Here is a 13,954-nt window from a genome sequence, read left to right as displayed (position 1 = left end):
TAACAGGTCTTGACAAAGGATTTTACGCAAACGTTTGGCTCCGCATGACACAAGGCTTTGAGCAATAACGCCTCTCTCAGTATCAACGGATTTCTTTTCAGGATTGTGATGCAAATTCTTCATGTTGTAACTGCAACGGCGGAAAGTGTTAAAGAACCATTTACAACGCAGGGTTATTTCCTTAAGATGCATTTAAAATACATCATTAAGATAACACCCAAGGAAGCACACTATGCTCGACGCTCAAACCATCGCTACGGTCAAAGCCACCATCCCTCTGCTGGTAGAGACTGGACCAAAGTTAACCGCCCATTTCTACGATCGGATGTTCGCGCATAACCCGGAGCTCAAAGAGATCTTCAATATGAGCAACCAGCGCAACGGCGACCAGCGTGAAGCGCTGTTCAACGCCATTGCCGCCTACGCCAGCAATATCGATAACCTGCCTGCCCTGCTGCCGGCGGTGGAAAAGATCGCCCAGAAACACACCAGCTTCCAGATCAAACCGGAGCAGTACAATATTGTTGGCAGCCATCTACTGGCGACCCTCGATGAAATGTTCAGTCCGGGCCAGGAAGTGCTCGATGCCTGGGGTAAAGCCTACGGGGTGTTGGCGAACGTCTTTATCGGCCGCGAAGCCGAGATCTATCAGCAAAACGCCAGTAAAACCGGCGGCTGGGAAGGGACTCGCGCGTTCCGCATCGTGAAGAAAACCCCGCGCAGCCAGTTTATCACCAGCTTTGAGCTCGAGCCGGTCGACGGCCAGCCGGTCGCCGATTACCAGCCTGGCCAGTATCTGGCCATCTGGCTGAAGCCGGAAGGCTTCGAATATCAGGAAATTCGCCAGTACTCCCTGACCCGCAAAGCGGACGGTAAGGGCTACCGCATCGCGGTTAAACGCGAAGAAGGCGGCCAGGTTTCCAGCTGGCTGCATAACCATGCCAGCGAAGGCGATGTGGTCTATCTGGCCGCCCCGGCGGGAGATTTCTTCCTTAATGTTGAGCCGCAGACGCCGGTCACCCTGATCTCCGGCGGCGTCGGGCAAACGCCGATGCTGGCGATGCTGGATGCGCTGGCGAAGAGCCATCATCAGGGTCAGGTGAACTGGTTCCATGCGGCGGAAAATGGCGAGGTCCACGCCTTTGCCGATGAAGTGCAGGCGCTCGGCGCGGCGCTGCCGGCGTTTACCGCTCACGTCTGGTATCGCAACCCGAGCGAGGCTGACCGTCAGGCAGGACGTTTTGATAGCGAAGGTTTGATGGATTTAGCGGCGGTGGCGGAAACTATTCGCGACCCGCAGATGCAGTATTATCTCTGCGGCCCGGTAGCGTTTATGCAGTTTGCAGCGAAGCAGCTGGTAGAATTAGGGGTCAATAAAGACCACATTCATTACGAATGCTTCGGCCCGCATAAGGTGCTGTAAGCCCCGACGCCGCGGGGATTTGTAGGCCGGGTAAGCGCAGCGCCACCCGGCAATACTGCAACGAGCGGCGAGCGTTAAATCGCCGCGTCGTCTTCTTCGCCGGTACGGATACGAATGACCCGCGCCACGTCGAAGACAAAGATCTTGCCGTCACCGATTTTACCGGTCTGCGCGGTACGGATGATGGTATCCACACAGGTATCGACGATATCGTCGGTCACCACGATTTCAATTTTCACTTTCGGCAGAAAATCCACCATATATTCCGCGCCGCGGTAGAGTTCGGTGTGCCCTTTCTGGCGGCCAAAGCCTTTCACTTCCGTTACCGTCATCCCGGTGATGCCGACTTCGGCCAGCGCTTCACGCACGTCATCCAGTTTGAAAGGTTTAATAATCGCATCAATCTTTTTCATGGTGTTCCTGTCTTAGTCGCGTAACCGGTTGCTTACCGTATCATATCTTGCGCTATGTTGCGGAGCTACTCTTTAAAGTCATTGGCGTCGAGCTCATGGCGCGACAGCAGCTTATAGAATTCGGTGCGGTTGCGTCCAGCCATCCGCGCGGCGTGGGTGACGTTGCCCCTGGTAATCTGCAGCAGCTTGCGCAGGTAGTTCAGCTCAAACTGATTGCGCGCTTCCACGAAGGTCGGCAGCGCCGTGTTCTCGCCTTCCAGCGCCTGTTCCACCAGCGCATCGCCGATCACCGGCGACGAGGTCAGGGCCACGCACTGCTCAATCACGTTCACCAGCTGGCGCACATTGCCCGGCCATTTGGCGGCCATCAGCCGCTTCATTGCATCGCTGGAAAATGCCCGCACGAACGGCTTATGGCGATCGGCGGACTGACGCAGCAGATGGTTGGCCAACAGCGGAATATCTTCCGTGCGTTCGGAGAGCGGCGGGATCTTCAGGTTAACCACATTGAGGCGATAAAACAGATCTTCGCGAAACTCGCCGCGGGCCATCGCCTTCGGCAGGTCGCGGTGGGTGGCGGAGATGATCCGCACGTTGATTTCGATATCGCGGTTGCTGCCGAGCGGGCGAACCTTACGCTCCTGCAGGACGCGGAGCAGCTTCACCTGCAGGGCGACAGGCATATCGCCGATCTCGTCGAGAAACAGCGTGCCGCCTTCTGCGGCCTGGAATAACCCTTCGCGGTTGCTGACCGCGCCGGTAAAGGCGCCCCGCGCATGGCCGAACAGTTCGGACTCGAGCAGCTGTTCCGGCAGCGCGCCGCAGTTAATCGCCACGAAAGGCTTGTCATGACGCGGGCTGGCGTTGTGGATCGCCTGGGCGACTATCTCCTTCCCGGTCCCGCTCTGGCCGTTAATCAGCACGCTGACGTCGGACTGCGCCACCATCCCAGCCTGCTCGAGCAGGCGCAGCATCAGCGGGCTGCGGGTGACAATCGCCTGGCGCCACGCTTCGTCGGTGGCTGGCGATCGCTGCTCCAGCGCCTCATCAATGGCTTTATACAAGGCGTCTTTATCAACTGGCTTGGTCAGGAAGCTGAAGACGCCCTGCTGGGTGGCCGCCACCGCGTCGGGGATCGAGCCATGGGCAGTGAGAATGATCACCGGCATGCCGGGCTGCCCCTTCTGGATCTCACTGAACAGCTGCAGGCCGTCCATTTCATCCATCCGCAGATCGCTAATCACCAGATCCACTTTCTCACGTCCCAGCACGCGCAGCGCTTCCGGTCCGCTCTCGGCGGTGACCACGCTATAGCCTTCGCTGACCAGACGCATGCCGAGCAGCTTCAGCAGCCCCGGATCGTCATCCACCAGCAGCAAACGCGCCGGTTTACGGATCGTCATGGATCACCTCCGGTACTTTTTCGCTGCCGAAATTGCCGCCCGGCTTGCGGCTGGAGAGCTGGCGTTCAATATCCGTCAGATTCTCCAGCTTACGGGTGGTCAGCTCCAGCTGCTGGCGCAGCGACTGCTCCTGCTGGCGCAACGTCTCCAGCTCGCTATCGCTGGACTGCTGAAGCTTCGCGTAGCGGGCTCGTTCCTCCACCAGCTGCAGCTGACGGGTCTGCCCGTCGCGCCAGAGCTGATACAGCGGGCGGACCTGAACGGCAATTTGCGGGCTGAAGGTGTCGAGACGCGTCACCAGCTCGCGGCGCTCGTCAGGGGTAATTTTGGCATCGGCAAGCAGAATGCCGCGGCGGAACGCGTCCTGCCAGCTGTCGTCGGTATGGCGTTTCGCCTCCGCTCGCGCCTGCACCGGCGCGAGACGATCGGCGCAGTCAATGCCCCGCAGCCAGTAGAGGGGGTTTTTGTCGCTGGCATCGCTGCTGTGCGCCCAGATATCAGCGCAGTCCACGGCGACAAAATCGGCCACCTGGTGCTGCGCCTGCCCGGGGGCGGCGGCACCTTCCGCACTATGCGGCGAGAAGCCGGCGGAACACCCCGCCAGCGTCAGACAAGCAATGCCTGAGAGCAGCCATCCGCTAAGGGAACGGCGCCAGGCCAGGAATTGGGACATAGTTCCCCGATATCGATTCATTAGTTGGATTATTCCGGCGCTGAGGGAAGCGTAATGCGAAAACAGACCTGCCCGGCGGGGGCGTCAACCAGACTGAGTTCCCCTTGCATCTGACGGACACAGTCGCGGGCGATGCTTAACCCCAGCCCACTGCCTTTAACGGCCCCCTTACGCTGGTGACTTCCCTGGTAAAAAGGCTCAAAAATCATATTCTTTTCCGCGGCCGGGATCGGTTCGCCGCTGTTGGCGACATCAATACGCACCTGCTCTCCGTGCCGGTAGCTATGGATACGAATGTTACCGGATTCAGCGCCATAGTGCACCGCATTGGAGTAGAGATTATCCATTACGCTTATCAATAACGCAGGCTCCGCCAGACAATGCCGCGCCCGCAGCGCCAGCTCGGTATGCATCAGTTTAGCCCGCGCAGGCAAACTGTGCGCCGCCACGACGTTTTCCACCAGCTCCACCAGGTCCACTGCTTCCCGGGCTACCGGGCCGTCGGCCTGTTTGCGGTTGTAGTCCAGCAGCTGTTCAATCAGCTTTTGCAGGTTGCGGCTGCTGCTGTCGAGGATCTCGACGATCTCCTGCTGCTCCGGCGTCAGCGGTCCGGCGACCCGGTCGGCCAACAGCTCGGTGCCTTCACGCATACTGGCCAGCGGGGTTTTAAGCTCATGCGACAGATGGCGAAGAAACTGATGCCGCTGCGACTCCAGCCATGCCAGGCGCTCGCTGAGCCAGATGATGCGCTTGCCCACCGAGCGCAGCTCGCGCGGGCCAGTAAACAATGCCGCGTCGTCCAGCGACTTCCCTGCGCCCAGCTGATTGATCATTCTTTCGATACCTTTCACCGGGCCGATGATCATGCGGGTGAAAAGCAGCACCAGCGCCAGGCTCAGCAGAAACAGCACCAGCGCCTGCCAGCCGAAAAACTGGCCGCGCTCGGCAATCTCCTGCTGCAGCTGCTGGCCGCGGGAATAGACCACCGCCCGGGTCGCCTGGACCATGTCGCTGTTATTACTGGCGAAAACTTCCAGTCTGGCGGCTGCCTCGGCGTCAGGGCCGCTGTTGTTACACTGCAGCTGCGCCAGATCGCTGACATCCTGGCGCAGCGCCTGCCAGAGCTTTTCGTCCGGCAACACGCCGGCGTGCGCGTCCAGCATCTGGCTGTAGCGCTGCCGCTGGTTTTGATAGACGCGCGCCAGCGTCGGATCGTCCAGCACGCAGTACTGGCGATAGCTGCGTTCCATCTCCAGCGCGGCATTGATCATCGCCTCACTGCGGCGGGCATCGACCAGCGTCGTACGGTTGATATGCGCCGCCTGGGCGCTGAGGGCATTGAGGCTCTGCCAGGCCTGCCAGGCCAGCACCAGTAACGGCAGCAGGATCAGCACAAAGGAGAGCGTCACCAGCTGACGCAGCGAACGGGGAAAAAGAGAGAGTCGCTTCAAAGGTGTGGTCTCAATCATTAGCTCTGGTCGATGCTAACTGAGGAGCGCGCCGGAGAAAAGCGATACCCGTCGCCACGGCGCCCCAGAAACAACAAAGCCAGGCGCAAGGCCTGGCTTTGTTCAGGAATGAGGCGGTGCCTTACTCGACGTTTCGCCCGATGTCTGATAAAGCCAGGCTATTATCAGGAGTTGGACGGCAGGCACCTGTTTGTGCGTCATTCGAAGTTTATGTAGCGCGTCCCGAAGGGGCTGACATAAGAAGGTGAATGAGCCACTGGTTATTATTATGCATGAACTATGCCACCTTTCCAAACATTTTATTAACACATTGATATATATGGCTTTAACCATAAAAGCCAGCCACCCCAGCGCAGTACACTTTTTATCCATAGCGTCGCCAATTAGCGACACCAAATGTATCCCAAGTTACTCATCATTTAAATCAATAACTTAAGTGTCGCCTTTTGGCGACACTGCAATATGCCGGTTGTCGGTGATTCCCGACACCCTGGCGTGCCGGCCGTCACATATAAAAAAAGCCCCCTGCCTGAGCAGGGGGCCGATACGTTCGCGTGACACGCTGCGGGAAAATTAACCCAGCTGTTTACGCGCATTGCGGAAGATACGCATCCACGGGCTGTCTTCGCCCCAGTTTTCCGGGTGCCAGGAGTTGCTTACGGTGCGGAAGACGCGTTCCGGGTGCGGCATCATGATGGTCGCGCGCCCGCTTTCGCTGGTCACGGCGGTGATACCGTTCGGGGAACCGTTCGGGTTCGCCGGATAGGTTTCGGTCACTTTGCCGAAGTTATCCACGAAGCGCAGCGCCACCAGGCCTTTGCTCTCCAGCTGGGCCAGATGCGCGCTGTCGCGCACTTCCACCTGACCTTCGCCGTGGGAGACCGCAATCGGCATCTGTGAGCCAACCATGCCTTGCAGCAGCAGAGACGGGCTTTGCGTCACTTCCACCAGGCTGAAGCGCGCTTCAAAGCGGTCAGAGTGGTTGCGCACAAAGCGCGGCCACAGGTCGCTGCCCGGGATCAGCTCGCGCAGATTGGACATCATCTGACAGCCGTTGCACACGCCGAGCGCCAGGGTCTGCGGACGATGGAAGAAGGTCGCGAACTCATCGCGCACGCGCTCGTTGAACAGAATCGACTTCGCCCAGCCTTCACCTGCCCCCAGCACGTCGCCGTAGGAGAAGCCGCCGCAGGCCACCAGGGCATGGAAATCGCCGAGACCGGTGCGGCCCGCCAGCAGGTCGCTCATATGCACGTCAATGGCGTCAAAGCCAGCGCGATGGAAGGCCGCCGCCATTTCAACGTGAGAGTTCACACCCTGCTCGCGCAGGACGGCCACTTTCGGACGCGCGCCGGTGGCAATGTACGGTGCGGCGACATCGTCATTAATATCAAACGAGAGCTTCACATTGAGGCCCGGGTCGGCGTCGTTGGCTTTCGCCTCGTGCTCCTGATCGGCGCAGGCCGGGTTGTCGCGCAGACGCTGCATCTGCCAGGTGGTTTCCGCCCACCACATGCGCAGCGTGGTGCGGCTTTCGCTAAACACCGTCTGATCGCCGGCGGTCAGCACGAAGCGATCGCCCTCGACCGCTTTACCGAGGTAATGCACACAGTCCGCCAGGCCGTTAACTGCCAGAATGGCTTCCACCGCCTCACGGTCTGCGGCGCGGACCTGGATCACCGCCCCCAGCTCTTCGTTGAACAGCGCCGCCAGACGGTCGTCGCCCAGCGCGGCGATATCCGCCTCCACACCGCAGTGGCCGGTAAAGGCCATTTCCGCCAGGGTGACCAGCAGGCCGCCGTCGGAGCGGTCGTGGTAGGCCAGCAGTTTACGCTGCGCCACCAGGGCCTGCATCGCATCCCAGAAGCCTTTCAGCTGCGCGACATCGCGCACGTCAGCCGGCTTGTCGCCGAGCTGGCGATAGACCTGCGCCAGCGCCGTCGCGCCCAGCGCGTTGTGCCCTTTACCGAGGTCGATCAACAGCAGGGCGTTATCTTCCGTCGAGAGCTGCGGCGTGACGGTATGACGAACATCTTCGACACGGGCGAAGGCGGAGATCACCAGCGACAGCGGAGAGGTCATCTCACGCTGCTCGCTGCCTTCCTGCCAGCGGGTTTTCATCGACATTGAGTCTTTGCCGACCGGAATGGTCAGGCCCAGCGCCGGGCACAGCTCTTCGCCCACCGCTTTCACCGCCTCATACAGGCCAGCGTCTTCGCCCGGGTGGCCGGCAGCGGCCATCCAGTTAGCCGACAGCTTCACGCGGTTCAGCTCGCCAATCTGCGTGGCGGCGATGTTGGTCAGCGCTTCGCCAACCGCCAGACGGCCGGAGGCGGCGAAGTCCAGCAGAGCAACCGGGGCGCGCTCGCCCATCGCCATCGCTTCGCCGTAGTAGCTGTCGAGGCTGGCGGTGGTTACCGCGCAGTTGGCCACCGGGATCTGCCACGGGCCGACCATCTGGTCGCGAGCGACCATGCCGGTCACGGTGCGATCGCCGATGGTCACGAGGAAGGTTTTCTCGGCCACCGTCGGCAGGTGCAGTACGCGGTTAACCGCGTCGGCGATGGTGATCGGTTGGCGATCCAGCGCGCTGCCCTGGGCTTTCAGAGTCTGCACGTCGCGGGTCATTTTCGGCGTTTTACCAAGCAGGACGTCCAGCGGCAGATCGATCGGCTGATCGTTAAAGTGGCTGTCGCTCAGGCTCAGGTGCTGCTCGGCGGTGGCTTCGCCGATAACCGCATAAGGCGCGCGCTCGCGGCGGCACAGCTCGTCGAACAGCGGCAGTTGCTCCGGGGCGACCGCCAGGACATAACGTTCCTGCGATTCGTTACACCAGATCTCCAGCGGGCTCATGCCTGGCTCATCGCTCAGGATATCGCGCAGCTGGAATTTACCGCCGCGGCCGCCGTCGCTAACCAGCTCCGGCATGGCGTTGGAGAGACCGCCGGCGCCGACGTCGTGGATAAACAGGATCGGGTTGGCGTCGCCCAGCTGCCAGCAGCGGTCGATCACCTCCTGACAGCGACGCTCCATTTCCGGGTTGTCACGCTGGACGGAGGCGAAATCGAGGTCGGCATCGGACTGACCGGAGGCCATGGAAGACGCCGCGCCGCCGCCGAGGCCGATGTTCATCGCCGGGCCGCCCAGCACGATCAGCTTCGCGCCGACGGTAATCTCGCCCTTCTGCACGTGCTCGCCGCGGATGTTGCCGATACCGCCGGCCAGCATGATCGGTTTGTGGTAGCCGCGCAGCTCTTCGCCGTTATGGCTGGTGACTTTCTCTTCATAGGTGCGGAAGTAGCCGTTCAGCGCCGGACGACCAAATTCGTTGTTAAACGCCGCGCCGCCCAGCGGGCCTTCGGTCATGATGTCCAGGGCGGTGACGATGCGATCCGGTTTCCCGAAATCTTCTTCCCACGGCTGTTCGAAGCCCGGGATGCGCAGGTTGGAAACCGAGAAGCCCACCAGACCCGCTTTCGGCTTCGCGCCGCGGCCGGTGGCGCCTTCATCGCGGATCTCGCCGCCGGAGCCGGTTGCCGCGCCCGGCCATGGGGAGATGGCCGTCGGGTGGTTATGGGTTTCCACCTTCATCAGAATGTGCGCCGGCTCCTGATGGAAGTCGTAGCGCCCGGTCTGGTGGTCGGCAAAATAGCGCCCCACTTCAGACCCTTCCATCACCGCGGCGTTGTCTTTATAGGCCGACAGGACGTAGTCCGGCGTTTTTTCGAAGGTGTTTTTGATCATTTTGAACAGCGACTTCGGCTGCTGTTCGCCGTCGATGATCCAGTCGGCGTTGAAAATCTTGTGGCGACAGTGCTCTGAGTTCGCCTGGGCGAACATGTACAGCTCGATGTCGTTCGGATTGCGTCCCAGACGGGTAAACGCGTCCTGCAGGTAGTCAATTTCGTCATCTGCCAGCGCCAGACCCAAACGGAGGTTGGCGTCAATCAGCGCCTGACGCCCTTCGCCCAGCAGGTCAACGCTGGTCACCGGCGTCGGCTGATGGTGAGCGAACAGCTTTTCGCCCGCTTCCAGCGCGTCGAAGACGCTCTCCATCATGCGGTCGTGCAGTTCCGCCGCCACCGCGGTCCACTGCGCTTCGCTCAGGGTCGAGGCTTCAACATAATACGCCACGCCGCGCTCCAGACGCACAACCTGAGCCAGGCCGCAGTTATGGGCGATATCGGTAGCTTTAGAAGACCAGGGAGAGATGGTGCCAGGGCGAGGGGTCACGAGCAGTAATTTACCGGTCGGGGTATGGCTGTTTAAGCTCGGGCCATATTTAAGCAGTCGCGCCAGGCGCTCGCGATCGTCAGCGCTCAGCGGGGCGTTCAGATCGGCAAAATGAATATACTCGGCGTATATGGCGCTTACCGGAAGGTTGGCCGCCTGAAATCGTGCCAGCAGTTTATTAATACGGAATGCCGACAGTGCAGGTGAACCACGCAAAATTTCCATCATAAGTCTCTCGTCTTCGAAGCTTTCAGGGTGAGCCAGGGGGGGAAACGGGCGTCATTATAGTGAATCCTGCGCCCCGACGAAACCGTTTGCGTAGAAATAAAATCATTGATGCTGTTTATCAATAAATGTGACGCCTATCGCGAATAAGTTGCCAACTGGCGCATTCTTAAGCAGAATGCCGCTCATTCGACGACAACCTTGCGTTTTTTCCGGACATCGCCTGCTGAGGAACCTGAAGCTGCAGAAGATTAACGCGCTGAAAAAATTAAAGATTAATTATCTGCTGATCGGCATTGTCACCCTTTTGCTGGCGGCTGCCCTGTGGCCGTCGATCCCCTGGTCCGGTAAACCCGAGAACCGGGTGGCGGGTATTATCGCTCGCGGCGAGCTGCGCATCAGCACCATCAACTCGCCGATGACCTTTGCCACCATGAACAATAAAACGTTCGGCCTGGACTACGAACTGGCGAAGCAGTTTGCCGACTACCTCGGCGTGACGCTTAAGATAACCGTCCGGCAGAACATCAGCCAGCTGTTTGACGACCTCGACGACGGTCAGGCCGATATGCTGGCTGCCGGGCTGGTCTATAACCAGGAGCGGGTGAAAAACTATCAGGCCGGCCCCACCTACTATTCTGTTTCGCAACAGCTGGTCTACCGCGTCGGCAATACCCGGCCGCGCACCCTCGCGGCGCTGACCGCCGAGCAGCTCGCCATCGCTCCGGGCCACGTGGCGATCAACGACCTGCAGACCTTAAAAGCCGAGAAATACCCGGATCTTGCCTGGCGCGTGGACGAAAAGCGCGGCACCACGGCGCTGATGCAGGCGGTGATTGACGGCAAACTCGATTACACCATCGCCGACTCGGTGGCCGTCAGCCTGTTTCAGCGCGTCCATCCGGAGCTGGCGGTAGCCCTCGATATCACCGACGAACAGCCGGTCACCTGGTTCAGCGCCCGGGACGATGATAATTCCCTGTCGGCGGCGATGCTTGATTTCTTCAACAACATCAATGAAGACGGCACCCTGGCGCGCCTGGAGGAGAAGTACCTCGGCCACGGCAACGATTTTGATTACGTCGATACCCGCACCTTCCTGCGCGCGGTGGAAAACATTCTTCCGGAGGTGCAGCCGCTGTTTGAAAAGTACGCCCGCGAGATCGACTGGCGCCTGCTGGCCGCCATCGCCTGGCAGGAATCCCACTGGGATCCACAGGCCACCTCTCCTACCGGCGTGCGCGGCATGATGATGCTCACGCGCAATACGGCGCAAAGTCTGGGGCTGACTGACCGGACCGATGCGGCGCAGAGTATCGACGGCGGCATGCGCTATCTACAGGATATGATGGATAAAGTGCCGGATTCGATCCCGAAAGATGAACGCATCTGGTTTGCGCTGGCCGCTTACAATATGGGCTATGCCCATATGCTGGACGCCATGGCGCTCACCCGCAAACAGAAAGGCAATCCTAACAGCTGGGCGGACGTTAAGCTGCGTTTACCGCTGCTGAGCCAGAAACCCTATTACAGCAAACTAAAATACGGCTATGCCCGCGGCCATGAGGCCTACGCCTATGTGGAAAACATCCGCAAATATCAGATAAGCCTTGTCGGCTATTTGTCAGAGAAGGAGCGCCAGCAGCAGCAAACGCTGGCCCTGGCGGAAGATTACCCGGCCGTGCTCCCCAATGAGCTCGAACAGCCGCAGGAGACCACCCTGCCCTTTTTCAAGTTTCGCGCCGAAAAACAGATGGATAATGCCCGGATGAAACTCCCGGGCCACCTGTATTAACTTTCCCCGTTCTGCTCCCGGGCTTTCTTCAGCGCTTTTTTCTCTTCCCGCCGCCAGCGGAAGAAGTCGCTCAGCATGGCAGAGCAGGACTCCGCCAGCACGCCTTCGCTAATCTCAACCCGATGGTTCATTCCCGGGTGGTGCAGAACATCCATCAGCGAGCCGGCGGCGCCGGTCTTAGCATCCCTGGCGCCAAACACCAGGCGGGCGATACGGCTGTGCACCATCGCCCCCGCGCACATCACGCAGGGCTCGAGGGTCACGTACAGCGTGGCGTCGATCAGCCGGTAGTTTTGCAGCACCAGTCCGCCCTGGCGTAAGGCCATAATTTCCGCATGGGCGGTAGGGTCGTGACGGCCTATCGGTCGGTTCCAACCCTCGCCAATGACCTGATTGTTATGCACCAGCACCGCGCCCACCGGCACCTCACCCTCTTCCCAGGCGCGCTTCGCCAGCGTCAGGGCATGACGCATCCAGTATTCATCATTGAGTTCGAGGTCAGACACAGCGGCCACTCCAGCAGAAAAAGCGGGGCGCATTATACATGGGAGCTATCAATTACACACTATTACTCCAGCTGCTGCAGCTCTCCCTGCGGGGTGACCCGCCAGCGATGCTGGCAAAAGCCGAGCAACGGGTTATCCTGCTCACTGTCGCTATAGCCGCTATACAGCTGCAGCGGTGCGCCAATCTTTTTCTCCAGCTGCACCACCTTTTCATGGCCCAGGCAGCGCAGGGTCAATACCCAGCCGCCCCAGCGGCGCGCGGTTCGGCTGGCTATCAGATTCACCCGCGGCAGCCAGAGGGTATCGCGATAAACCTGTTCCACCAGCGACTGCGGCGAGCCGGTGATCAACCAGACGTCGGCATCGGTACTGGTCAGGTAGGCCGTCAGCCGCGCATGAACCACGGGAAACGCTGTCACATGATGACGAAACCAGCCGACAAACTCCGCTTCCAGCCGCTTCAGTACCGCCTCGCGACGGCCAAAGGTTGACGCCCACAGCAGGAGGCTCATCGGCCAGCGCGCCGCCCTCCCGCACACCGCCAGCCCGGCAAGGATCGCCGGCCCCATCGCCACCACCAGCAGCAGGTTCAGCGGCAGATGGCGCAGCAGGTAGCGCAGAAAACTGCCGAACATATCCTGTTGATGCAAGGTTCCGTCCAGATCGAAAAACACCACTCTCCGTTCACTGTGCTGCAAACTGCCCCCTTCTCTCAGGATTCACTTCTCGTTAGGGTAAGCTTAACAGTCTTATGCCATGAAGAGGGAAAACATCCCTGCCGTTAAGGAAGAATTAAATTAGCAGGCGAAGGAAAAATTGTGGCTTATGAATTTTTAATTCGTGGTATACCCCTTATAATCGAATAAAAATTCTGTCAGTCACGAGCCGGACGGCTCCAGCGGAGCTCCAATGAACTGTTTAACGCGTATTCGTCAGCGCTATCCCACCCTGGCGGCGAGCGACAAAAAGTTGGCCGATTTTATTCTGAGCCAACCCGATGACACCCGGCACCTCAGCTCACAGCAGCTGGCGACGGAAGCCGGGGTGAGTCAGTCCAGCGTGGTTAAATTTGCCCAAAAACTGGGGTTCAAAGGCTTTCCGGCGCTGAAGCTGGCGCTGAGTGAAGCGCTGGCCAGCAGCCCGGATCCGCACTCCGTCCCGGTACATAACCACATTCGCGGTGACGACCCGCTACGTCTGGTGGGCGAGAAACTCATCAAAGACAATGTCGCCGCCATGCATGCCTCGCTGGACGTCAACACTGAAGAGACGCTGCGGGAAGCCGTCACGCTGCTGCGCAACGCCCGGCGGGTGATCGTCACCGGGATTGGCGCGTCCGGCCTGGTGGCGCGTAACTTTAGCTGGAAGCTGATGAAGATCGGCGTCAACGCTGTCTCTGAGCAGGATATGCACGCTCTGCTGGCGACGGTGCAGGCCATGTCCAGCGACGATCTGCTGCTGGCGATCTCTTACTCCGGCGAGCGTCGGGAGATCAATATGGCGGCCGGTGAAGCGCTGCGCGTCGGCTGTAAGATCCTGGCGATCACCGGCTTTAGCCCTAACGCCCTGCAGCAGCAGGCGACCCACTGCCTGTATACTATCGCCGAAGAGCAGGCGACGCGCAGCGCGGCCATCTCCTCCACCAGCGCGCAAATGATGCTCACCGACCTGCTGTTTATGGGGCTGGTGCAGCAGGATCTGGAGCGGGCGCCGGAGCGCATTCGCCATAGCGAAGCGCTGGTGAAAAAGCTGGTCTGAGCAGAAAATGGGCGTATAATGCCCGCCCTGTTTGTGTTGTTTCTGAGATTTTCCTG

At 59.9% G+C, this 13,954-nt stretch carries 10 protein-coding genes; 3 read left to right on the top strand and 7 right to left on the bottom strand.

The features are described 5' to 3' along the window. Positions 1-232 precede the first annotated feature (232 nt). Entirely contained in the window at positions 233-1,423 is a 1,191-nt protein-coding gene (gene hmpA / locus ABLV64_RS05930) for an NO-inducible flavohemoprotein (RefSeq protein WP_032456468.1), read from the top strand. Positions 1,424-1,497: 74 nt separating this feature from the next. On the opposite strand, the gene glnB is transcribed toward hmpA, so the two are convergent. From glnB to purL, 5 genes are all read right to left on the bottom strand, one after another. After that, positions 1,498-1,836 (bottom strand): nitrogen regulatory protein P-II, encoded by a 339-nt coding sequence (gene glnB / locus ABLV64_RS05925; protein ID WP_002914032.1) that lies wholly within the window; start codon positions 1,834-1,836, stop codon positions 1,498-1,500. Between the two features lie 65 nt (positions 1,837-1,901). Then, entirely contained in the window at positions 1,902-3,239 is a 1,338-nt protein-coding gene (glrR, locus tag ABLV64_RS05920; RefSeq protein ID WP_004201849.1) for a two-component system response regulator GlrR, read from the bottom strand. After that, a complete protein-coding gene (qseG, locus tag ABLV64_RS05915; protein WP_048295292.1) occupies positions 3,226-3,912 on the bottom strand; it encodes a two-component system QseEF-associated lipoprotein QseG in 687 nt (228 codons plus the stop codon). Before qseG ends, glrR begins: the two co-directional genes overlap by 14 nt. 29 nt (positions 3,913-3,941) lie before the next feature. Continuing rightward, positions 3,942-5,363, bottom strand: coding sequence for a HAMP domain-containing sensor histidine kinase (locus tag ABLV64_RS05910; protein ID WP_004201845.1), 1,422 nt, complete (start codon positions 5,361-5,363; stop codon positions 3,942-3,944). A gap of 591 nt (positions 5,364-5,954) precedes the next feature. Further along, entirely contained in the window at positions 5,955-9,842 is a 3,888-nt protein-coding gene (purL, locus tag ABLV64_RS05905) for a phosphoribosylformylglycinamidine synthase (protein ID WP_048325373.1), read from the bottom strand. A 175-nt stretch (positions 9,843-10,017) separates the two neighbouring features. Between purL and mltF the strand changes: the two genes are divergently transcribed. Beyond that, a complete protein-coding gene (mltF, locus tag ABLV64_RS05900) occupies positions 10,018-11,634 on the top strand; it encodes a membrane-bound lytic murein transglycosylase MltF (protein ID WP_094311772.1) in 1,617 nt (538 codons plus the stop codon). Here the strand turns inward: mltF and tadA are convergent. Then, complete coding sequence (gene tadA / locus ABLV64_RS05895) at positions 11,631-12,140, bottom strand: tRNA adenosine(34) deaminase TadA (RefSeq protein WP_023318886.1); 510 nt, start codon at positions 12,138-12,140, stop codon at positions 11,631-11,633. The genes mltF and tadA overlap by 4 nt on opposite strands. A 62-nt stretch (positions 12,141-12,202) precedes the next feature. After that, entirely contained in the window at positions 12,203-12,838 is a 636-nt protein-coding gene (yfhb, locus tag ABLV64_RS05890; RefSeq protein ID WP_017900418.1) for a phosphatidylglycerophosphatase C, read from the bottom strand. A 211-nt stretch (positions 12,839-13,049) separates the two neighbouring features. On the opposite strand from yfhb, the gene ABLV64_RS05885 reads away from it, so the two are divergent. Then, positions 13,050-13,898, top strand: coding sequence for a MurR/RpiR family transcriptional regulator (locus ABLV64_RS05885; RefSeq protein WP_017900417.1), 849 nt, complete (start codon positions 13,050-13,052; stop codon positions 13,896-13,898). Positions 13,899-13,954 lie beyond the last annotated feature (56 nt).

It is taken from the genome of Klebsiella sp. JB_Kp031 (assembly GCF_040064295.1).
Classification (GTDB): Bacteria; Pseudomonadota; Gammaproteobacteria; order Enterobacterales; family Enterobacteriaceae; genus Klebsiella; species Klebsiella quasipneumoniae.
The sequence above is the reverse complement of the archived record's forward strand: the minus strand, read 5'-3'. Positions and strand labels throughout refer to the sequence as shown.

What these genes read in the sequence shown, in the direction of transcription:
- hmpA (WP_032456468.1), top strand. Translation starts at nt 233, where the DNA reads ATGCTCGACGCTCAAACCATCGCTACGGTCAAAGCCACCATCCCTCTG.
- glnB (WP_002914032.1), bottom strand. Translation starts at nt 1,836, where the DNA reads ATGAAAAAGATTGATGCGATTATTAAACCTTTCAAACTGGATGACGTG.
- glrR (WP_004201849.1), bottom strand. Translation starts at nt 3,239, where the DNA reads ATGACGATCCGTAAACCGGCGCGTTTGCTGCTGGTGGATGACGATCCG.
- qseG (WP_048295292.1), bottom strand. Translation starts at nt 3,912, where the DNA reads ATGTCCCAATTCCTGGCCTGGCGCCGTTCCCTTAGCGGATGGCTGCTC.
- purL (WP_048325373.1), bottom strand. Translation starts at nt 9,842, where the DNA reads ATGATGGAAATTTTGCGTGGTTCACCTGCACTGTCGGCATTCCGTATT.
- mltF (WP_094311772.1), top strand. Translation starts at nt 10,018, where the DNA reads ATGCCGCTCATTCGACGACAACCTTGCGTTTTTTCCGGACATCGCCTG.
- ABLV64_RS05885 (WP_017900417.1), top strand. Translation starts at nt 13,050, where the DNA reads ATGAACTGTTTAACGCGTATTCGTCAGCGCTATCCCACCCTGGCGGCG.